General features: G+C 71.7%; 11 protein-coding genes. 5 read left to right on the top strand and 6 right to left on the bottom strand.

Going from position 1 to position 19,928, the window contains the following annotated elements; genetic code table 11:
* Window positions 1–106: 106 nt before the first annotated feature.
* Window positions 107–4,234, bottom strand: a complete 4,128-nt coding sequence (locus RVR_RS25340; RefSeq protein ID WP_202236230.1) for a LamG-like jellyroll fold domain-containing protein — start codon at window positions 4,232–4,234, stop codon at window positions 107–109.
* A gap of 500 nt (window positions 4,235–4,734) precedes the next feature.
* Between RVR_RS25340 and RVR_RS25335 the strand changes: the two genes are divergently transcribed.
* Window positions 4,735–6,675 carry a glycosyltransferase family 2 protein gene (locus RVR_RS25335; RefSeq protein ID WP_202236229.1) on the top strand — a complete coding sequence of 647 codons (1,941 nt, stop codon included), beginning with the start codon at window positions 4,735–4,737 and terminating at the stop codon, window positions 6,673–6,675.
* 180 nt (window positions 6,676–6,855) lie between these two features.
* Here RVR_RS25335 and RVR_RS25330 read toward each other — a convergent pair whose 3' ends face one another.
* A complete protein-coding gene (locus RVR_RS25330; protein ID WP_202239121.1) occupies window positions 6,856–7,806 on the bottom strand; it encodes an NADP-dependent oxidoreductase in 951 nt (316 codons plus the stop codon).
* A gap of 277 nt (window positions 7,807–8,083) precedes the next feature.
* Between RVR_RS25330 and RVR_RS25325 the strand changes: the two genes are divergently transcribed.
* Both RVR_RS25325 and RVR_RS25320 read left to right on the top strand, forming a co-directional pair.
* Window positions 8,084–9,139, top strand: a complete 1,056-nt coding sequence (locus tag RVR_RS25325) for a GlxA family transcriptional regulator (RefSeq protein WP_202236228.1) — start codon at window positions 8,084–8,086, stop codon at window positions 9,137–9,139.
* 179 nt (window positions 9,140–9,318) lie between these two features.
* Window positions 9,319–10,374 carry a LacI family DNA-binding transcriptional regulator gene (locus tag RVR_RS25320; protein ID WP_202236227.1) on the top strand — a complete coding sequence of 352 codons (1,056 nt, stop codon included), beginning with the start codon at window positions 9,319–9,321 and terminating at the stop codon, window positions 10,372–10,374.
* 204 nt (window positions 10,375–10,578) lie between these two features.
* Here RVR_RS25320 and RVR_RS25315 read toward each other — a convergent pair whose 3' ends face one another.
* The 4 genes from RVR_RS25315 to RVR_RS25300 form a co-directional block, all read right to left on the bottom strand.
* Entirely contained in the window at window positions 10,579–12,264 is a 1,686-nt protein-coding gene (locus tag RVR_RS25315) for a glycoside hydrolase family 13 protein (RefSeq protein ID WP_202236226.1), read from the bottom strand.
* A 223-nt stretch (window positions 12,265–12,487) separates the two neighbouring features.
* Entirely contained in the window at window positions 12,488–13,396 is a 909-nt protein-coding gene (locus tag RVR_RS25310; RefSeq protein WP_202236225.1) for a carbohydrate ABC transporter permease, read from the bottom strand.
* A gap of 15 nt (window positions 13,397–13,411) precedes the next feature.
* Complete coding sequence (locus RVR_RS25305) at window positions 13,412–14,368, bottom strand: carbohydrate ABC transporter permease (RefSeq protein ID WP_202236224.1); 957 nt, start codon at window positions 14,366–14,368, stop codon at window positions 13,412–13,414.
* A gap of 118 nt (window positions 14,369–14,486) precedes the next feature.
* Window positions 14,487–15,860, bottom strand: coding sequence for an ABC transporter substrate-binding protein (locus RVR_RS25300; RefSeq protein WP_202236223.1), 1,374 nt, complete (start codon window positions 15,858–15,860; stop codon window positions 14,487–14,489).
* A gap of 202 nt (window positions 15,861–16,062) precedes the next feature.
* Between RVR_RS25300 and RVR_RS25295 the strand changes: the two genes are divergently transcribed.
* Window positions 16,063–17,061, top strand: a complete 999-nt coding sequence (locus tag RVR_RS25295; protein ID WP_202236222.1) for a LacI family DNA-binding transcriptional regulator — start codon at window positions 16,063–16,065, stop codon at window positions 17,059–17,061.
* A 247-nt stretch (window positions 17,062–17,308) separates the two neighbouring features.
* Entirely contained in the window at window positions 17,309–19,858 is a 2,550-nt protein-coding gene (locus RVR_RS38685) for a right-handed parallel beta-helix repeat-containing protein (protein ID WP_272933108.1), read from the top strand.
* Window positions 19,859–19,928: the final 70 nt, after the last annotated feature.

Genomic DNA, 19,928 nt, shown 5'->3' with positions numbered 1-19,928 from the left:
CGCTGGTGCAGGGCGGATGGTGGAATACCGCTGGTGGCGCTGTGGAGTACTGCTGCGGCCGGCCCGAGGTGGTACAGCGGGCCGGCCGCACCGGTGGCGTCAGGGGCTAGGCCTGGGTGGCCGCATAGTCGCCGTCGTACAGATCGTTGATCAACTTGTCGTCCGCGGCGCCTTGGAAGGCCCATACGTCGTCGATCTCACCGGAGAAGTAGTCCTTGAAGGACCCGTCCTGGCGTGCGCGTCCGAGTTGCAGGCCGCCGGTGGCATCGAAGGCATGGGCGTCGGAGTTCCAGGACACCTTCTCCGTGCAGGTCGGATCGTCGGCGATCCCGTCGTCGTCATCGTCTGCGCACAGTGTCTGGCGCAGATCTCCGTCCACGTACAGACGCATCTGGGCGGCGAACGCGTCGTAGACGACCGTGATGTTGTTCCAGGGAGCGTAGTTGTTCTGGAAATTGGTGTGGTCGGCCACTGTATGGACCGCGCTCGCGCTGTCCTGGTCCGCGAGATCCAACTCCCAGACCCCGGCATTGTCCGGGTCGTTGGGATCGGGGATGTAGCGCACCATGAATCCCGAGGTGTAGGAGCCTGCCTGGCTCATCACCGCGACCGGTTTGGTGGGCCTGCCGGGTGTGGCAACCCAGGCACTCACGGTGAAGCTGGTGTTCGTGTGGATCGGCGATGCCGCGGTAGCCGCGTAACTGTCGTCGCTCCCGCTGAGAGCGAGAGCGCCGCTGCCCACGAAACTGTCGGTGTTGACGGTCGCACCCTGCCCGAGGGTCAGCGGGTGCTGAGCGGATCCGGTGCTCGGGTCGTCAGGAGAAACGCCCGGCGTCCCGTCGGCACTGTCCAGACTCCAATGGCCTTCGGTGACGGGCAGGGCCTGGTACAGATCGGAGGCTTCCGGCGCGGACAGGGCCCGGTCGTAGAGCTGGACCTGGTCGATCTGGCCGGGGAAGAACGAGTCGGGGGCCCCGTCGTAGGAACCGGCTCCGATCTGGACCGGTCCGCCGCCGTAGAAGGGCGCGGCGAATGGGGTGGTCTGCACGAGCGAGCCGTTGACGAACAGTTGCAGCTGATCGGCGACGGCGTCGTAGGAGCCGATGAGCTGGGTCCATACGCCAGCGGGTGACTCAGTCGTGTTGCCCTGGGTGGCGCGCACGGCGGTCGAGTCGTCGCTGTCGGAGACGTACTGGTTGAACGTCCAGCCGTAGGTGGCGGAGTAATACAGTTCGAAGCCGGGCCGGTTCGTGCCGGTCTGGGTGGCGATGATTGCTGCGTGGTTGGGTTTCTCGCTCAGCTTCGCCCAGGCCACGACCGAGAAGCTCGCCTGGTTGTTGACGTGCGGTGAGGTGGTGGTCGCGTAGTCGTCGACGCCGTCAAGGGTGAGCGCGTCGTGGTCGACGCCCGGCTGCCCGGGTTCGGCCCCGTTCTTCAGTGTGGCGTCTTCGACATCGGCGCGGCCGGACAGCTGGGTCGTGGGGTTGCCGGCGTCGTCGGCGGCCGGCTCGTCCAGCGGGAAGACCGCGCGGGCCGGGCGGCCGGCGGCGATGGGCTGCTTGTTGTACAGGCGCGTCACATCTGCGGCGACGAGGGGCTTGTCGTAGATGCGGACGTCGTCGATGGCACCGGGGAAGTACGAGGCCGGCACGCCCTCGTACAGGCCGGCGCCGATCTGCAGCCCCCGGCGGGCATCCCAGGCGTTCGTGTACGCCGCCGTACCGGCCAGCGCACCGTTCACGTAGAGCGAGAGCTGGCCGGCCGCCGCGCTGTAGGTGCCGGCGAGGTGGACCCACTGGCCGGCCTGGACGCCGCCGGCGGATGCCTGCATGGCCCGGACCGGGGTGGCGGTGGCGGTGTCGGCGGTGTACTGGTTGAACGCCCACCGGTCCAGTGCCTTGGAGTAGTACAGCTCGAAGCCGGGACTGTTGTTGCCGGGCTGGGTGGCGACAACCGCCGCCGCTGACGGCATGGCCGACAGCTTCACCCACGCGGCGACGGAGAAGCCCAGCGAGGTGTCCACGGTCGGCAGGTCGGACTGCAGGTAGTCGTCCGTGCCGTCGAACGTGACGGCACTGCCCACCGCTCCCGGGTCGCCCAGGACCGGGTTGCCGTGGATGTCCAACGTCCGCTCCCCCGCGGTCCCGGCGGCCGTGGCCGATCCTTCGGCGTCGTCGAGGTTCCACTCGGCGCGCGCCGGCTGGCCCGCCTTCACCTTGAACTCGTAGGTGGCGGGGGCGCTCCGCACACCGGAGGCGGTCATGGTCAGCGCCGTGATGAAGTTCGTGCCCGACCTCGTCGGGCGGAACCGGATCGTCTTCGCCGCACCGGCCGTGGTGGTAACCGTGTTGCCCGAGGACGGGTCGGCGTTGACGCCGTACTCGTAGCCGGTCACGGACGAGTCGCCGGAGGTGATCGTGAAGGTGCCGTAGCGGCCCACCCCGTCGTAGGACTGATCGTCGGGGTCGGTGTCGTCGACGGCCGGGTACTCACCGGAGGCAAGCTGCGGGCTGGCCGGGACGTGGCTGTCGTAGACGAAGTAGCAGGCGGTGGCCGAACCGGTCTGGGACCACGGCGAGTAGCTGTAGTAGGTGCCCTGGTCGTAGTCGACCGAGCGGGCGGCCCACGCGACGGTCTTGCCTTCCGGCACGCTGGTGGGCAGCGTGGTGGAGAAGTTGGAGCCGGACGCCTTCGGTCCGATCTTCGCCGACGTCCAGTGCGCGACCATGCCCTTGCCGTCGCCGGCGTCCCAGTACGCCTGGAACTGGACGCTGACCTGGTCCTTGTCGGGGTCGGTGACGTCGGCCGCGCTCACCGAGGGCCGGATACGCACCGACACCGTGTCGGCGGGCTTCTTGCACAGGCCGCCCGGGTTCATCGACAGGTGCGCCATCGGGATCTGCCCGGGTGGGCGGTTGTACTTCACCCGCAGGTAGGCGTCGTCGGAGAACCGCTTCCAGCCGTACTTGTCGTCCTCGTCGCTCGCCCTGAGCCCGAACGTCGCCGTGGAGGAGCCGACGTTCGCGGCGACCTGGACGGCCGACTTCGCGTCGAACTCCACGTCACCGGCGGGGCACGAAGTCCCGCCCCCGTGGGCGACGTTGGCGGTCGAGAGCTTGTTCAGCCAGAACGCGTCGTTGTTCTGCGAGTTCCACGTGGTCGACGAGGAGATGGCCTTGGTCCGCCATAGCTCGACCGGGCGGGCGTCGCAGCTGGCCGAGTGCGTCTCGTGCGCCACGAACGTCGCGCTGATGATCGACTTGCCTGCGAACGTCGAGGCCGGGAACTGGTAGAACAGCCGCTTCAGGTCGTAGGGGGCGCAGTAGTCCCACCCGCAGTAGCCGACGCCCGCGTCCGCGTCGCCGTTGAACCGCCACTGCGGGGTGGAGGCCCAGTAGCGGGAGGCCATCGTCCAGGACGAAGCCTTCGGTGTGTACGTCTCGGGGTCGAGGTACACCGGGAAGCGGGTGTCCGCCGCGGACAGCATTTCCTGATCCGGCGTCAGCTGAAGCTGGCTGCCGTCGCTGCTGACGTCCACCCCGATCGGCGCGATCTTCGATGCGTCACCGGGTCCCTGGCCGTCGGCCGCGGCGGCCTCCGTCTGCGCCTGCGCCGACCGTGTTTTCGCCGTGGTCGCGGACTCTGTGGTGTTGTCCGCGCCGGAGTCCCACATCACCGGCGTGGGGGCTTCGAAGGCCAGACCGCCCCCAGCCTCGTCCCGGGCCTGAAGCCCGCCGTCCGGGGACTCGGCCAGCTTCAGCCCCGAACCCGAGACCGCGAGCTTGAGCTGCGCCAGCGCCGGGTTCTGCGCCGCCGTCGCGGTGTTGACCACCAGCAACTGGTGGAACCCGTCGGTGTCGGACCGCATCTGCAGGTCCACATCGGGCAGCACGTCCTTGTACGTCGCGGTGTCGCCGACCAGCTCGGGAGCAGGCAGCGCCGTAGGCCACGTGTACGAGAGCTCCTTGCCCGCGGTCTCCAGGGACACCAACGGGCCGTTGCCCCCGCCGGAGAACGTCATGCCGACCGAGGACACCTTCGGCGCGACCCGCCCGCCGGCGCCGGCCGCGAGGGTGTTGTCGACGTCCTTCCAGCCGCCGTCCACGCGGGCCCGCACCGGCCGCAGATGCTGCACGGTCTCCAACCGGCCGTCCGCAGTCGCGTACGTCTCGCTCGACTCCGAGCGCAGCGAGGTGATCTCCACGTCCTGACCGGTCGACACGGCCTGGGACACCGCGGCATCCTCCGTCAGCGCCGTCGGCTTGCCAGCTCCGGCCTTGCCTGCTCCGGTCCCGTCGGTCGGCGCGGTTCTCGGCGCGGCTACCGCCGCACCTCCCAGACCCACCGGAACACCGACACCGGCCATAACGGCCACGGTCACACCTGCGACCAGCAACCCGCGTACACGTCCACGCAGCACCGCGTTCAACTCCTGTCCCCGCCCCGCTCCAAAGTCCCCACCCCGGAGTCACAGGATCTTCACAAGTCGATGGAGCTTACAGTCACCACGCGTGTACAAGTCAAGGGTGGGTTTTCCCACGGCCAAGCCCGTGGCCGAAATCCCTCAGGGAAACAGAAAGAGGCTCCCGGTGCCGCCGAGGAAGGACAGCCGGCCCGTCAGGGTGCGGCGCCGGGCACGCGCTCCACTGGCCGGGCCCGGATCCGTGGCGGGCGGCGCCTACGGGGGTCCGCCGGCGCGCTCGGGCGGCCGACGGGCGAGATAGTGTCCGTGACATGTCGAAGGTCAAGGTCAGCGTCATCGTCCCCGTCTACAACACCGGGAAGTACCTCGCCGAGTGCGCGCCCTCACTCCTCGGGCAGAGCCTGCCCGAGGACGAGTACGAGGTCATCTACGTCAACGACGGTTCGACCGACGACTCGCTGGGCCAGCTGGAGAAGATCGCGGCGGCCCACCCCAACGTGCACGTGCACACCCAGTCCAACTCGGGCTGGCCGGGCGGACCACGCAACCTCGGCATCGAGCACGCCAGGGGCGAGTACGTGCAGTTCGTCGACCACGACGACATGCTCGGCAGCGAGGCGCTGGAGCGGTTGTACGCCCACGCTCAGCGCAACAAATCCGACATCGTCATAGGCAAACTGTCCACCACGATGGCGCGCCCCAGGCGCCTGTTCCGGCACACGGTGGATGTCTGCACCGTCGAGAACGACGAGCTGATGCAGGCCCTGGCACCGCACAAGATGTTCCGGCGGGCCTTCATAGAGGAGCATGCGCTGCGCTTCCCCGAGGGGCCGTGGATCATGGAGGACATAGCCTTCGTCAGCGCCGCCTACCTCAAGGCCGAACGCATATCCGTCCTCGCGGACTATCCCTGCTACTACTGGCTGAAGCGGGACGACGGCGGCAACAACACCGGTCAGCGGTTCGGCCCGCGGCACGACTTCTGGGGCAACCTCCGCACCATCGTGCGTCAGATCAAGGACGGCACGGCCCCGTCCGACGACATCGACGCGCTCCAGAACCGCCTGCTGCACCGTCTCTATCACGTGGAGGTCCTCTCCCGGGCGCGCGAGCCGGAGATCGTGCGGGAGGATCCGGACGAGCAGCGCCGACGCTTCGAGGCCGCCCGCCGGACAGCCGTGGAGGAGTTCCCAGCGGCTGTACGCGAGGGGCTTCCCGCCGTGTCCCGGCTCAGGGCCGAACTGCTGGAACGCGGCGACTTCGACGCCGCGCTCGCCTTCGCGCAGCACATCCGGGAGGTCAAGGCCCACGGCGAGGTGAGCCCGCCCCGCTGGGAAGAGGGCTGCCTGGTCTCGGACGTCACCCTGGAACTGCGGCGCGGCGACGGCGAACCGCTCGTCCTGGTCGAACGGAACGGCAGGCGGTACCTGGACCCCGAACTGCTGACCGGCGTGCCGGGGACGGAGGACGGCTGGGATGTCCGCGACCCGTTCCGGCTGGCATCCGCGGAACTGGTCGTGAAGGACCGCGACCGCGACGACTGGTGGTACCCCGAGGGCGATCTCGAACTGCGGCTGCTGCCGGCCGGGCAGGGGCGTTCCCGCATCGTCGCGTCGGGTCGGCTGCGTATCGACCCGGAACGGCTGGCAGGCGGCCGGCCGCTCGACCGCGGGGTGTACGAGGCGTGGGCGTTCGTCCAGTTCCTCGGCATCGACCGGATGGTCCGGCTCACCGACCCAACTGCCCCCGGCTCCCCCGCCGCGGGCCCCGCGCTGACCGGCGGCCGCATCGCGCTGCCGTACTGGACGAAGGGCCCCGGCCAGCTCACCCTCGACCTCGGCGAGCGGCTGCGCAGGTTCGGCCCGGACACCGCGGAGGCGGCCGCCGCCAACGACGCGCGCGGCGGCCGGTGGTTCCCGCTGCCCTACGTCGCGGCGACGAAGTCCGCGCAGCCGCTCCCCGTCAAGGTCACGGTGTCCACGCTGACGGTCACCGCCGACCTCGTCCCCGCACCGGACGGAGGCACGGCCCTGTTGCGGCTGCCCGCCCGCCTCAAGCTCCCCTCCGGCCGACACCCGGTCACCCTCCCCAAGACGGACGCACCGCTCGCGTACGCCGTCGTCCGCGACGGCACCGTACTGCGTACCGAAGGACCTGCCCACGCAACCGGCGCCGGCCGCCGCATCCTGCACGCGCTCACCGACAACCCCCAGGTCCGCCGCGTTCGCAGCCGCCTGCGCGGAACCACCTGACGCGAACCGCCACCCGGGGGCGGTGGCGCCGTCCGCCGCCGGAGCCGGCCCCGCCCAACCGGCCCCCTCGGTGGAAGGTCCCGTCCGCTGTTCGGCATCTTGACGAGGTGCTGGCGTGAGTGCTCGCCCGGCCCCGGCCCAAGGTCGGGGAGGGGTGGCGGGGTTGGGCGCCGTGGGGGGTCAGTGGGGGGTGACCTCCAGGACCAGTTTGCCCCGGGTACGGTTCGACTCGCCCTGGCGGTGGGCCTCCGCAGCCTGCTCCAGGGGCAGGGCCCGCTCGACCTCGACGCGCACCGCGCCCGCGGCGACCAGGCCCGCGATCGTCGTCAGGGCCGCGGCGTCGGGCTCGACCAGGAACGCGCTGGCCCGCACCCCCGCCGCCGAGGCCGCCCCCGCCAACGCGTCCGAGACACCGCCCGGGACGGCGACGACCAGCCCGCCGGGCCGGGTCACCGACACCGACCGCACGTCGGTGCCGTCCGTGCCGCCGACCAGGTCGAGGACGACGTCCACCGGGCCGGTCGCCTCCTCGAACCGCCGCGCGGTGTAGTCGATCGTCTCGTCCGCGCCCAACTCCCTCAGCCAGGCGTGGCGCGAGGCGCGCGCGGTCGCGATCACCTCGGCGCCGAGGTGCTTGGCGAACTGCACCGCCAGGTGGCCCACGCCGCCCGCCGCCGCATGCACCAGAACGCGCTGACCTGCGGTGACTCCCGCCGTGTCGACGAGGGCCTGCCACGCGGTCAGCGCGGCCAGGGGCAGCGCCGCCGCCTCCACGTGGCCGAGGGAGGCGGGCTTGCGGGCGAACTGGCGCGAGGGCGCGGTGACGTACTCGGCGTAGCCGCCGGCCGGGCGCGGGAACCACGGCATGGCGTACACCTCGTCCCCCGGGGCGAGCGTGGTGACGCCGAAGCCGACCTCCTCGACGACCCCCGAGACGTCCCAGCCGAGGATCAGCGGCAGCTTCTGCAACCCGGCCATGCCCTGGCCCGCGCGGGTCTTCCAGTCCACCGGGTTGACCCCGGCCGCATGCACCCGCACCAGCACCTCGGTCGGCAGCGGCTCCGGACGTTCGACCCGGCCGACGGTCAGCACCTCCGGGCCACCGAACCCGTCGAGGGTGACCGCCCGCATCGTCCGCCGGCCGGCGGTCCCCCCGCCCCTGCCCGACGCGCCCCCGGCCCGCTCGCCGGACCCGCCCCCGGCCCGCTCGCCCGCTTCCGCCGCGCCGGCGGCCCGGCCGGTCCCGGTCGTCTCGCTCGTACCCCGCTCGCCCATGGCCTTCTCGCCCCTCGTCCGTCCCGCACCGATGCACCCGCCGGAGCCCGTCGCCCCGGCGTGCTCCCAGATTCCCCAAGCCCGCCGCGGAGCGGTCAGTGGCCGGGGGGCCACCTGTCGTACCATTCCGGCCATGCCGCATCTCGTCGCCGTGCTCGCGCTGGACCACGTCATGCCGATGGACCTGGGGATCGCCGCCCGCGTCCTGAACGAAGCCCTGGACCCGGCGGGCGAACGCCTCTACTCGGTGCTGACCTGCTCGCTCGGCGGCGCGGCGGTGCGGACGAGCGAGGGCTTCCGCGTCCTGCCCGACGACGACGAGTCACTGCTGGAGCGCGCGGACACCGTGGTGGTCGCCACCCAGGAACCGGGTGCACGCCTGCTCGCCACCGGCGAGCTGCCCGACGAGGTCGCCGCGGCCCTGGCCCGGATCGCGCCCGGCGCCCGCGTCGTCAGCCTGTGCACGTCGGCGTTCCTGCTCGCGGCCGCGGGGCTGCTGGACGGCCTGCGGGCCACCACTCACTGGACCCTGTGCGACCGGCTCGCCCGGCTGTTCCCCGCCGTCGAGGTCGATCCGGACATCCTGTTCGTGGACAACGGGCGGGTCCTGACCGGCGCCGGCGGGGCGGCCGGCATCGACCTGTTCCTCCACCTCGTCCGCAGGGACCACGGCACGGCCGTGGCCAACGCGGCGGCGCGCCGCTGCGTGGTGGCGCCCTGGCGGGAGGGCGGCCAGGCGCAGTTCATCGAGCACCCGGTGCCGAAGGAGGCCGACCGCTCCACGTCGGCCACCCGCCGGTGGGCGATGGACAACCTCGCCCGTCCCCTCACCCTCCAGGACCTGGCCCGCCACGCCCACATGAGCGAGCGCACCTTCACCCGGCGCTTCCGCTCCGAGGTCGGCACCAGTCCCCTGCAATGGCTCGTGCAGAGCCGCCTCGACCACGCCCGCCACCTGCTGGAGAGCAGCGAGCTGACCGTCACGAGGATCGCCACGGCCACCGGCTTCGCCGACCCCACCGTGCTGCGCAGGCACTTCCACGCCCGCCTCGGCCTGTCGCCGCTGGCCTACCGCCGGAGCCACCGCCCACCGCAGCCGCCCGGTCCCGTTCCCGGAGCCGGAGCCGAAGCCGGGACCGGAGCCGAAGCCGAAGCCGGAGCCGTGGGCGCCGCGGCAGGCGCGCGCTGACGAGGCCCCTCGCGCCCCGCGCAGCCGCACCGCGCCCGTCCCCCACCTCCGGCCCGCACACCGGGAATGACGGCTGCTTGCGCAAGGAGCATACGGAATTGCGCATCGAATCGAAGATATGACGTAATCCACGCAAGCCTCTATGCAAGCCCGCGCGTGTTCCTGACATTCTTTGGGCCATGACTCGCAGACTCGCGGAAGTGGCCGAACGGGTGGGCGTCAGCGAGGCGACCGTGAGCCGCGTCCTGAACAGCAAGCCGGGTGTCTCCGACGCGACCCGCCAGGCGGTGCTGACCGCGCTCGACGTGCTGGGATACGAACGGCCCACGCAACTGCGCGGAGTACGCGCCCGGTTGGTCGGGCTGGTGATGCCCGAGTTGCAGAACCCGATCTTCCCGGCGCTGGCCGAGGTGGTGGGCGGCGCGCTGGTGCAGCTCGGCTTCACCCCGGTGCTGTGCACCCGGACCGCGGGCGGGCTGACGGAGGCGGAGTACGTCACGATGTTGCTGGACCAGCAGGTCTCCGGCGTGGTGTTCTGCGGCGGCCTGAGCGCCGACGAGCACGCCGCGCTGCTGGAGCGCCGGGTGCCGGTGGTGCTGCTCAACGCCGCCGTCGACTTCGCGGCCGTCCGCACCGACACCGCGCTCGGCTTCCCCCAGGTCTCCACGGACGACGCGGCCGCCGTGCAGCAGGCGTACGCGCACCTCACGTCGCTCGGACACCGCCGGATCGGCCTCATGGTCGGCCCCGCCGACCACACCCCCTCCCGCCGCAAAGCCGCCGCCTTCACCGCCCTCACCGCAACCAACGGCCGCGGCCACCACCCCATCGGCCACGCCCTGTTCAGCTTCGAAGGCGGCCAGGCGGTGGCGGGGGACCTCATCACGGCCGGCGTCACCGCCCTCATCTGCGGCAGCGACGTCCTCGCCCTCGGCGCCGTCCGCGCCGCCCGCCGCAAAGGACTCACCGTCCCCGGGGACTTCTCCGTGGTCGGCTACGACGACTCCGCCTTCATGAACTACACCGACCCGCCGCTGACCACCCTCCGGCAACCCATCGAGGCCATGTCACGCGCCGCGGTCACCCTCCTCGCCAACCAGATCTCCGGCAACAACCCCACCCCCAAGGAACTCCTCCACGAACCCGAACTCGTGGTCCGCGGCTCCACCGCGCCCCCGGCCAGGCCCGACGCCCCCGCCCTTCCGGCCACCCGGGGCCAGCGCGTCCCCGCCTGACCGCAACCGCGCCTCCCCGCCCGACCGCACCCCCGCGTCCCCGCCCGCCCCCGCTTCCCCGCCCGACCGGGGCCTCACGCACCCGCGGCCGGTCCGCACCGCGTCCCCCGTGGGCGCGGTGCGCACCGTAGGCCGGGCCCCCACCCCTACGGTCATACGCCCGACGGCGGACGGCCGGCCGGCGGACGGCCGCGGGCAGGCCGCTCAGCTCTGCCGCGTGCGCAGCCACACCGCCGTGTCGGGCGGCAGGTGGCCGGCGGACGGGTCGAGGTCGGGTCCGCTGGCGAGCAGCAGATCGGTGTCGTCGGGCAGCGGCACCGGCCCGGCGGAGAGGTTCACCACGCAGCGGAAGCCGTCACCGCGGCCGAAGGCGACCACCTCGGGGCCGTCCACCGGCAGCCATGCGAACGCCTCGGTGTGCAGGCCCGGTTGGGCGCGGCGCAGCCGCAGCGCCGCGCGGTAGAAGGTGAGCATGGAGTCGGGGCGGCCTTCCTGCGCCCGCGCGGTGAGCGGCGCCCAGCCGGCGGGCTGCGGCAGCCACGGCACGGCGCCGGTGCCGTCCGGGCTGAAGCCGAACGGCGCCCGGTCCCCGGACCACGGCAGCGGCACCCGGCAGCCGTCACGACCGATGTCGGTGCCGCCGGTCCGGTGGAAGATCGGGTCCTGGCGCAGCTCCGCGGGGATGTCCTCGACCTCCCACAGGCCGAGTTCCTCGCCCTGGTAGAGGTAGCAGCTCCCGGGCAGCGCGAGGTTGAGCAGCAGCGCCGCCCGGGCCCTGCGGGTGCCGGTCCCCAGGTCGACGGGGGTGTCGTGCTGGCGCAGCGCGAGCCCGAACGACGTGTCGGACCGGCCGTAGCGGGTCACGTGCCGCGTCACGTCGTGGTTGGACAGCACCCAGGTGGCGGGCGCGCGCACCGGCGCGTGCGCGGCCAGCGTGGCGTCGATCACCCGGCGCAGCTCGGCGCCGTTCCAGGGGCAGTTGAGGTAGTCGAAGTTGAAGGCGGTGTGCATCTCGTCGGGCCGCAGGTAGGCGGCGAAACGCGCCGGGTCGGCGAGCCACACCTCCCCGATCAGCGCGCGCGGCTCGGGGTAGCCGTCGGCGAGCCGCCGCCAGGACCGGTAGATGTCGTGCACCTCGTCGCGGTCGATGTACGGGTGCGGGACCGGCGGCTGCGACGAGCCGAAGTCGGGCAGCGCCGGGTCCTTGGCGGGCATGGTGGCCGAGTCGATCCGGGCGCCGTCCGCGCCGCGGTCGAACCAGAACCGCAGGACGCTCTCGTGCTCCTCGCGCACCTTGTCGCTGGCCCAGTTCAGGTCGGGCTGCTGGGGTGCGAACAGGTGCAGGTACCACTCGCCCGGGGTGCCGTCGGGGTTGGCGGTACGGGTCCAGGCCGGGCCCCCGAAGACCGACCGCCAGTCGTTGGGGGGCAGTTCGCCGTCCGCGCCGCGCCCGGCGCGGAACCAGAACAGGTCGCGGGCCGCCGCGCCGGGTCCGGCCGCCAGCGCCTCCTGGAACCAGGCGTGCCGGTCGGAGACGTGGTTGGGCACGATGTCCACGATGACCTTCAGGCCCAGCTCGTGCGCCTCGGCGATCAGCTCCTCGGCGTCGGCGAGGGTGCCGAAGGCGGGGTCGATCCGCCGGTAGTCGGCCACGTCGTAGCCGGCGTCCGCCATCGGGGAGAGGTACCAGGGATTGAACCACAGGGCGTCCACCCCGAGTTCGGCCAGGTACGGCAGCCGCCGGCGGACGCCGGCCAGGTCGCCGATCCCGTCGCCGTCGGCGTCGGCGAAGGAGCGGACGTAGACCTGGTAGATGACGGCGTCGCGCCACCACGCGGCCGTGTCGCGCGGACGGGGGCTGGTGGCGGCGGTGTCGGTCGGATGGGCCACGACGACGGGCTCCTTCGGTCGGGCGGAAGCGGAACGCGGAAAAGGGGGGAGCGGATGCACGGAGGTGGAAGCGCGGAGGTGGAGGGAGCGGGCGGAGGGCGTGGGCGGAGGGCGTGGGCGGGCAGCCCTGATCGCGGGCGCACCGCGCGGAGTTCGGTTGCGCCCGGCGAGCGGGCGGAAGGCCGCGGGAGGCCGGACGGGAGCGCCGGAGCGGCCCCCGGCGTCAGCCCTTGACGGCGCCGGCGGACAGCCCCCCGAGGATGTGCCGCTGGAAGAAGAGGAACAGCACGATCATCGGCATCGCCGCGATCGCCAGTCCGGCGATCATCTCGGTCGGCGGCACCTGCTGGGTGGACGTGGACAGCCGGTGCAGGGCCACGGACAGCGTCTGCTTGTCCGGGTCCTGGAGCACCAGCAGCGGCCACAGGAAGTCCTTCCACATCCCGACGACCGCGAAGATGGAGATCACCGCGAGCACCGGGCGGGACAGCGGCAGCACCACCCGCAGCAGGGTCTGGAGCCGGGAGGCGCCGTCGATGGCGGCGGCGTCGAGGAGTTCACCGGGGATCTGGTCGAAGAACCTGCGCAGCACGTAGATGTTGAAGGCGTTGGCCGCGCCCGGAAGCCACAGCCCCCAGGGCGAGTTGAGCAGGCTGACGTGGAGGACCGGCAGGTCGGAGACGGTCAGGTAGGCGGGCACCAGGAGCGCGGCGGCCGGCAGCATCAGGCTGGCCAGCATCCCGGCGAAGACGGCTCCGCCGAGGACCGGCCGCAGCTTCGACAGGGCGTACGCGGCCGAGACGTCGACCGCGATCTGGACGAACCAGCCGCCGGCGGCGTAGTAGACGGTGTTGAGGAAGAAGTGCGCGATGTCCAGCTGGGTCCACGCGTCGCGGTAGGCGTCGGTGTGCACGGACCTGGGCAGCAGGGTCGGGGTCTGGGCGGCGAACTGTCGGGGCGTCTCCAGCGCGGAGGTGGCCATCCAGTACAGCGGGAAGAGGAACGCGGCGGCGAACAGCAGCACGGTCGCGGTCAGTACCGCGAAGTACGCGACCCGGTGGCGCGGCCGCCGCAGGTCCTGGTCGGAGATGAGGCTGCGGGTGCCCGGGGCGGTCGGGGCGGATCTGGCCATGGGGGTGGTTCCTCCCTAGTCCGCTTCGCGGGTCAGCCGCAGGTAGAGCGCGGCGAAGACGCCGAGCACGACGAAGAGCAGCACGCTCATCGACGCGGCCAGCCCGAAGTCGTTGTTGACGGCGAAGGCGTAGCGGTAGATCAGGGTCATCACGGTGATCGTCGACGGGTCGGTGAACCCGGTGAGCTGGAACGGCTCCACGAAGACCTGCATGGTGGAGATGATCTGGAGCAGCAGCAGGACCAGCATGATGAAGCGCATCTGCGGGATCGTGACGTGCCGCAGCCGGGCCCACACCCCGGCACCGTCCAGTTCGGCGGCCTCGAACAGCTCGCCGGGGATGGACTGGAGCGCGGCGAGGTACATCAGGGTGGCCCCGCCCATGTTCGCCCAGGTCGACACGAGCACGAGCGAGATCATCGCGGTGTGCGGGGACTGGATCCACTGCGAGGTCGGCAGGCCGGCGCCGCGCAGCGCGGTGTTGAACAGGCCGCCGCCCGGGTCGTAGAAGAACTGCCACAGCATGACGCTGACGATCGGCGGGAGCATCACCGGCAGGTAGACCGCGACCCTGAAGTACGCCTTGAAGTGGCGCAGTTCGTTGAGGAGCACCGCGACCGCGAACGGCACCGCGTAGCCGAGCAGCAGCGCCAGCCCGGTGAACTCGGCGGTGTTCTTCCAGGCGGTGAGGAAGAGCGGGTCGGCGAACAGGTGCCGGTAGTTGGTCAGGCCGACCCACTGCGGCGAGGTGATCAGGTTGTCCTGCTGGAAGCTGAGGACGATGCCGCGCACCAGCGGGTACCACGAGAACAGTGCGAAGCAGAGGATGCCCGCGGCCATGAAGGTGTAGGCCATCGCGTTGTCGGCGAGCCGCCGGCGCAGCCGCGCGTTGCGGGCGCCGCGCGGGGCGGTCCGCCGCCCGTTCCGGGCGGTCGGGGGGCGGGAGCGGTGCGGCGCCAGGGAAGTCGCCATCGGGGTCGTCTCCTTCGTCGGCGCCCGCGGGCCGCCTCCCCGGGCGGTCAGGTGCGGGGGGCGCGGCCCGCGGACGGGCGTTCGGCGGCCTGCGGCCTGCGGCGCGCGGCCCTGCGGGCTACTGCTGGGCTGCCAGGAGGGAGTCGACCTGCCGGGAGGCGTCCTTGAGCAGGCCGTCGATGTCCGCGTCCTTCTGGGTGAGCACCTTGGCCATGACGGTGTCGAGGACGGCGTAGACCTGCTGGGCCTGCGGCGGCTCCAGGTCCAGCGGGATGCCGGGGAGGGCCTGCTGGAACGGGGCGTAGTTCTGCACCGGTTCGTTGGCGAGCTTCTTGTCGGCGGCGGTCTTGGCGGCCGCGGCGGCGCCGGTCCAGATGTTGGGCTCGGGCAGGCCGACCGGCTGCTTCGCGGCGGCGGCCCGCTGGTCGCCGGAGGTGATCCGGTCGGGGTTCTCGTACTTGAACATCGTCCAGGCCACGCCCGCCCGGATCTGGTCGGGGGTGTCCTTCGGGTTGAACATGAACCCGCCGCCGCCGGCCAGCGTGCCCTTGCCGCCGGGGATCGGGCCGAGCCCGTAGTCCTTCGGGTCGCCCTTGTACTGCGAGGCGATGGTGGGGATGTTGTCGGCGGTGGCGAGGTACATGCCGAGCTTGCCGGCGCCCATCATCTGGAGCAGGTCGGCCCATTGGAGGAGTTGGCGCTGCCCCATGGAGTCGTCCGTCCAGCGCATGTCGTGCAGTTGCGTCAGGACGGTGCGGCCGGTGGCGTTGTCGAAGTCGGCCTTCCAGGTGCCGTCGGGCTGCTGCTTGGCGACGTCGCCGCCGAGCGAGTACATCTCGGCGGTGAAGTGCCAACCGCCGTTGTTCGCCTTGCTGTAGTCGCCGTACCCGGTGATGCCGTGGCCGAGCGCGGCGATCTTCTTCGCGTCGGCGCGGACCTCGGCCCAGGTGGTGGGCGGGGCGTCCGGGTCGAGGCCAGCCTGTCGGAAGAGCGCCCGGTTGTAGACCAGGCCCATCGAGTAGTTGCCCTCGGGCAGGCCGTAGGTGTGCCCGTCCGCGTCCTGGAACACCTTGCGCAGGGTGGACTTGACCTGCTGCGCGGCCGGGTAGGCCGACAGGTACGGGGTGATGTCGGCGGCCTGGTGTTTGGCGATCAGCCCGGCCGGGTCGGTGTAGTAGACGTAGAAGACGTTCTCCAACTGGCCGCCCGCCAGCTTCGCGGCGAAGGTCTGCGGGTCCATCTGGCCCTCGTGCGGCACCACCTTGATCTTCGGGTGCAGCTTCTCGAACGCTGCCACGTCCGCGAGGAAGAACTTCCGGTTCACCGGGTCGGTCTTGGCCGGCTCGTCGTTCACCGTGATCGTGACGACGCCGCCCGAGGACGCGGACGTGCCGGAGGAGCTGTCGCAGCCGCTCGCGGTGAGGGCGAGCGTCGCCGCCGCGGTGACGGCGAGGACGGTGCGGGCTCTGCTGCCCGCCGGGTTACCGGTCATGGATCGTCCCTGGTGGTGGGTGGGGTGGGGGTGCGGGGAGCGGTCCGCTGCCCCCGAGGTGTGGCACAAGTTATGTCCCACGCACCAGGTCTGCAATACGTAAACCAATTTACGCAAAAAGGCGACCTGACGAGAGTTCGCCAAGGCAAGAAGCGCAAACATCGCGCATAAAGTCGACCGGTCGTGCCGTTATAGTGCGCTCATGACCCGCAGACTCGCGCAAGTGGCCCAGAAGGTGGGCGTCAGCGAAGCGACGGTGAGTCGCGTGCTGAACGGCAAGCCCGGTGTCTCCGACGCGACCCGCCAGGCGGTGCTGACCGCGCTCGACGTGCTGGGATACGAACGGCCCACGCAACTGCGCGGGGTGCGGGCCCGGTTGGTCGGCATGGTGATGCCCGAGTTGCAGAACCCGATCTTCCCGGCGCTGGCCGAGGTGGTGGGCGGCGCGCTGGTGCAGCTCGGCTTCACCCCGGTGCTGTGCACCCGCTCGGCGGGCGGCCTGACGGAGGCGGAGTACGTCACGATGCTGCTCGACCAGCAGGTCTCCGGCGTGGTGTTCTGCGGCGGGCTCACCCCGGAGGAGCACGCGGCGCTGCTGGAGCGCCGGGTGCCGGTGGTGCTGCTCAACGCCGCCGTGGACCTGCCGGGGTTCCCGCACGTGTCCACGGACGACGCGGCCGCCGTGCAGCAGGCGTACGCGCACCTCACGTCGCTCGGACACCGCCGGATCGGCCTCATGGTCGGCCCCGCCGACCACACCCCCTCCCGCCGCAAAGCCGCCGCCTTCACCGCCCTCACCGCAACCGACGGCCGCGGCCACCACCCCATCGGCCACGCCCTGTTCAGCTTCGAAGGCGGCCAGGCGGTGGCGGGGGACCTCATCACGGCCGGCGTCACCGCCCTCATCTGCGGCAGCGACGTCCTCGCCCTCGGCGCCGTCCGCGCCGCCCGCCGCAAAGGACTCACCGTCCCCGGGGACTTCTCCGTGGTCGGCTACGACGACTCCGCCTTCATGAACTACGCCGATCCACCGCTGACCACCCTCCGGCAGCCCATCGAGGCCATGTCACGCGCCGCGGTCACCCTCCTCGCCAACCAGATCTCCGGCAACAACCCCACCCCCAAGGAACTCCTCCACGAACCCGAACTCGTGGTCCGCAGTTCCACCGCGCCCCCGCCCGCAGCGGGGGAAAGGTCGTAGGGCCTGTCCGTCGAGCAGGTCCCGGCAAGAAACCGACGCGAAACCACCGCCGCGTTCCACCGCTCCGCAAACGGTCGGGAGCGGTCGCGGGCGTATGCCCCGGTCAGGCCGCATGCGCCGGCTCAGCAAGTGATTTCCACGTCCCTGTCGGAGTTTTCCCGCCTCCGCGTCTTCCATTGCATCGGGGTGGGCGCGGGTCTACGGTGCGCGTTGCTCAGCCACCCCCTTCCCGATGCGGAGTACCCCCATGTCCGGAAACCCTCGGGGCATCCCCCTGTCCCGGGCCCTGCCGACCGCCCTGCTGGCGGTGGCGGCCCTGCTCACCGCGCTGTTCGCCTGGCCCGCCCCGCACGCCGCCGCCGCGGGCGCGTCCACCGGCTACGAGGCCGAGTCCGCCGCGCTGTCCGGCGGCGCGGTGGTCGCGACCGACCACACCGGCTACACCGGCAGCGGCTTCGTCGCCGGCTTCACCGACGGCAACCGCGGCACCGCGGCGGCCACCCTCACCGTCACCGCGTCCTCGGCCGGGGCCGCCCCCGTCACGCTGCGGTACGCCAACGGCAGCACCGTCACCCAGACCCTCGCCGTCTACGTCAACGGCACGAAGGCGCTGGACACCTCGCTGCCGGCGACCTCGGACTGGAACACCTGGACCACCAGGTCCGAGACGCTGACCCTGCGTTCGGGCAGCAACACGATCGCCTACCGCTACGACACCTCCGACAGCGGCAACGTCAACCTCGACAACGTCACCGTCGGCTCCCCCGCCGGCGGCGGCACCGGCGGGAGCACCGGCGGCACCCCGCCCGGCCAGGTGTACCAGGCGTCCACCGCCTTCTTCACCGGCGGCCCCTCCGTCGCCACCGCCCTCCCCGGCTACACCGGCGGCGGCTACCTCACCGGCTTCACCGCCCAGGGCGCGCAGGCCGTCGTCGACACCAGCGTCCCGACGGCCGGCAGCTACCCGGTCGCCGTCGGCTACGCCAACTCCACCGGTTCGCCCCAGACGGTGTCCCTCTACCTCAACGGAGTGAAGAGCGGCCAGTTGACCCTGCCGGCCGCCGGCGGCTGGAGTTACGTCTCCAAGACCGTCACCCTGCGCTCGGGCCTCAACCTGGTCGGTGTCCAGACCGACGTCGGCGACTCCGGGAACGTGGCCGTCGACAACGTCGCGGTCGACGGCGGCACCGCGCTGGCCACGCAGGGCGCCACCCTGCCCTACACCGAGTACCGCGCCGCCGACGCCACAACCAACGGCACCGTGCTGGCCACCAGCACCGGCTACCCGTCCACCGCCGCCGAGTCCACCGGCCGCAGCGCGGTGCAGCTCAGGTCCACCGGCCAGTACGTCCGGTTCACCCTCACCAAACCCGCCAACTCCGTCGTGGTGCGCTACTCCGTGCCCGACACCGCCTCCGGGTCCGCCACCACCTACCCGCTCTCCCTGTACGCCGGCTCCACCAAGGTCCAGGACCTCACCCTCACCAACAAGTACTCCTGGCTGTACGGCGCCGGGTACTACGACACCAACTCCCCCGGCGACGGCTCCGGCCACCACGTCTACGACGAGGTCCGCGCGCTCAGCGGCACCACCTGGCCGGCCGGCACCGTACTGAAGCTCCAGAAGGACGCGGCGGACACGGCGAGTTCGTACACGATCGACACCGTGGACACCGAACTCGTCGACGCCGCCTACCCGATGCCCGCCGGATACGTGCCGGTCACCGACTACGGCGTCACCCCGAACAGCTCCGCCGACGCCACCTCCGCGATCAACAGCGCGCTGAGCGCGCTGTCCGGCACCGGCAAGGGCCTGTGGTTCCCGGCCGGCACCTACACCGTCTCGGGCCGGATCAACCTGGCGAACGTCTCCGTGCGCGGCGCGGGCGAGTGGTGGACCACCCTCCGGTCCACCGCCGAGAACGGCTCCGGCGGCCTGTACGCGACCGGCGGCCGCAACCTGATCGCCGACCTCACCGTCTCCGGCGACCAGACCTTCCGCAACAACGACTCGGGCGCGGCCGCCATCGAGGGCACCTTCACCTCCGGCTCGCTCATCTTCGACGTGTGGATGGAGCACACCAAGGTCGGGCTGTGGGCGGTGCCGGGCACCGGACTCGACGCCGTCGGGCTGCGGGTGCGCGACGTGTTCGCCGACGGCGTCCACGTGCACGGCGGCAGCTCCGGCACCCGCGTCGAGCAGTCCAGCGTGCGCAACACCGGCGACGACACCGTCGCCCTGGACACCGAGGGCGGCGACGTCGCCGACTGCACCGTGGCGGACAACACCCTGCAAAGTCCCATCCAGGCCAACGGCGTGGGCGTCTACGGCGGTTCGGGCAACACCGTGCGGGACAACGTGATCAGCGACACCGTCGCCTTCGGCGCCGGCATCAAGGTCAGCACCCAGTTCGGCGGCGGCTTCGGCGGGCCCACCGCCGTCCTGGACAACCTGCTGCTGCGCACCGGCTCCCACGAGTACAACAACGACTACGACATCGGCGCACTGTGGATCCACGCGGTGGTCAGCGACATGACCCAGCCGCTGACCGTCGACGGCAACACCCTGCTCAACAGCCTCCACCAGGCCGTGCTGCTCGACAGCGGCCGGCAGATCGGCAACCTGTCCTTCGACCACGACACGATCACCGGCGCCGGCAGCTACGGCTTCGACATCGAGAACGTCACCGGCAGCATGAGCGTGTCCAACACCACCGTCACCGGGGCCGCTTCGGGCGGCCTGAACAACCCCGGGAACTACACCGTCAACCGGGGCAGCGGCAACAGCGGCTTCTGAGCCGCCACTTCACCGGACCTGGGCCGTGTGCCGCGCCGGGAGGCGCGGTACGCGGCCCGGGACGACGGGC

The organism is Streptomyces sp. SN-593, from assembly GCF_016756395.1.
In the GTDB taxonomy this organism is placed as follows: Bacteria; Actinomycetota; Actinomycetes; order Streptomycetales; family Streptomycetaceae; genus Actinacidiphila; species Actinacidiphila reveromycinica.
This window is presented reverse-complemented; position numbering and strand designations above follow the sequence as displayed.

Coding starts and splice junctions, on each gene's coding strand:
- RVR_RS25335 (WP_202236229.1), top strand. CDS start 4,735: ATGTCGAAGGTCAAGGTCAGCGTCATCGTCCCCGTCTACAACACCGGG.
- RVR_RS25330 (WP_202239121.1), bottom strand. CDS start 7,806: ATGCGGGCGGTCACCCTCGACGGGTTCGGTGGCCCGGAGGTGCTGACC.
- RVR_RS25325 (WP_202236228.1), top strand. CDS start 8,084: ATGCCGCATCTCGTCGCCGTGCTCGCGCTGGACCACGTCATGCCGATG.
- RVR_RS25320 (WP_202236227.1), top strand. CDS start 9,319: ATGACTCGCAGACTCGCGGAAGTGGCCGAACGGGTGGGCGTCAGCGAG.
- RVR_RS25310 (WP_202236225.1), bottom strand. CDS start 13,396: ATGGCCAGATCCGCCCCGACCGCCCCGGGCACCCGCAGCCTCATCTCC.
- RVR_RS25305 (WP_202236224.1), bottom strand. CDS start 14,368: ATGGCGACTTCCCTGGCGCCGCACCGCTCCCGCCCCCCGACCGCCCGG.
- RVR_RS25300 (WP_202236223.1), bottom strand. CDS start 15,860: ATGACCGGTAACCCGGCGGGCAGCAGAGCCCGCACCGTCCTCGCCGTC.
- RVR_RS25295 (WP_202236222.1), top strand. CDS start 16,063: ATGACCCGCAGACTCGCGCAAGTGGCCCAGAAGGTGGGCGTCAGCGAA.
- RVR_RS38685 (WP_272933108.1), top strand. CDS start 17,309: ATGTCCGGAAACCCTCGGGGCATCCCCCTGTCCCGGGCCCTGCCGACC.